Annotated in this window: 1 protein-coding gene; it reads left to right on the forward strand. The window is 58.7% G+C overall.

Annotation, left to right across the window (positions count from 1 at the left end; genetic code table 11):
* Positions 1-61: 61 nt before the first annotated feature.
* A complete protein-coding gene (locus D7S89_RS27050; protein ID WP_121281926.1) occupies positions 62-1222 on the forward strand; it encodes an IS30 family transposase in 1161 nt (386 codons plus the stop codon).
* The last annotated feature ends 8 nt before the right edge of the window (positions 1223-1230 follow it).

Genomic DNA, 1230 nt, shown 5'->3' on the forward strand with positions numbered 1-1230 from the left:
TGCGGATTCAACCGGTCGATGCAACACACTAAAGGCTTTGCGAGCCTGAGGGGTGCTGCAAATGAAACAAAGACGGCGGATTTACTACACCGAGACTCAAAGGGCACTAATGTGGGAGCGGTGGCGAAAAGGGGACACGCTTGCGCAGATTGCCCGACTGTTCGATCGCTACCACTCATCGATACAAGGCGTACTCGCGAGGACTGGCGGGATACAGCCAGCTCAACGACATCGCTCCAGACTGGCCTTGACGCTTGCTGAACGCGAGGAGATTTCGCGCGCAGTAGTCGCCGGCCACTCCATCCGATCCGTAGCTGCCCGGCTAGGTCGTGCTCCTTCTACTATCAGCCGCGAGGTCCGGCGAAATGGTGGCAGACAGGGCTATCTGGCGAACCAGGCTGACCAGCTCGCCTGGGAGCGCGCACGGCGCCCAAAGGCATGTAAGCTCGTCAGGAATCGGATACTCGCCCAGGTGGTGGCAAGCAAGCTTCGATTGCAGTGGTCGCCAGAGCAGATTGCGGGTTGGCTTAAGCACGTGTATGCGGTCAACAAGGACTATCAGGTGTCGCACGAGACAATCTATCGGAGCCTCTACGTCCAGGCCCGTGGTGCGCTTAAAAGAGAGTTGCTGGAACATCTACGGCGTTCTCGAGCCATGCGTAGATCGCGCCAACACACACTGAAGACCGACGACCGTACGAACATCCGGGACGCCGTATCGATCAGTGAACGCCCTGCCACCGCAGAGGATCGCGCGATACCCGGGCACTGGGAAGGCGATTTGCTGTTCGGCAGCGCCAACAGCCAGATTGCAACACTCGTCGAACGCCAGACCCGGTTCGTGATGCTGGTGAAGATTGCCAGCAAGGACTCCGAGGCTGTGGTCAACGCTCTGATCAAGCACGCCGGCAAGCTGCCGCAGGAACTGTACAAGTCGCTGACGTGGGATCGTGGCACGGAGATGGCTGGTCACAAGCGTTTCACCGTGGCCACGGACATCCAGGTCTACTTCTGCGATCCTCAGCATCCGTGGCAACGCGGCTCCAACGAGAACACGAATGGCCTCTTGAGACAGTACTTGCCGAAAGGCACCGATCTCTCGGTCCATTCGCAAGCCAAGCTCAACGCCATCGCCAGGCGGCTCAACGAACGTCCGCGCAAGACACTAAACTTCGATACACCGGCTGAACGATTCCATCTAGCTGTTGCATCGACCGGTTGAATCCGCAG

It is taken from the genome of Trinickia fusca (assembly GCF_003628145.1).
In the GTDB taxonomy this organism is placed as follows: Bacteria; Pseudomonadota; Gammaproteobacteria; order Burkholderiales; family Burkholderiaceae; genus Trinickia; species Trinickia fusca.

Bases quoted from the DNA above. Each gene is read 5' to 3' on its own strand.
- D7S89_RS27050 (WP_121281926.1), top strand. From the start codon at position 62: ATGAAACAAAGACGGCGGATTTACTACACCGAGACTCAAAGGGCACTA.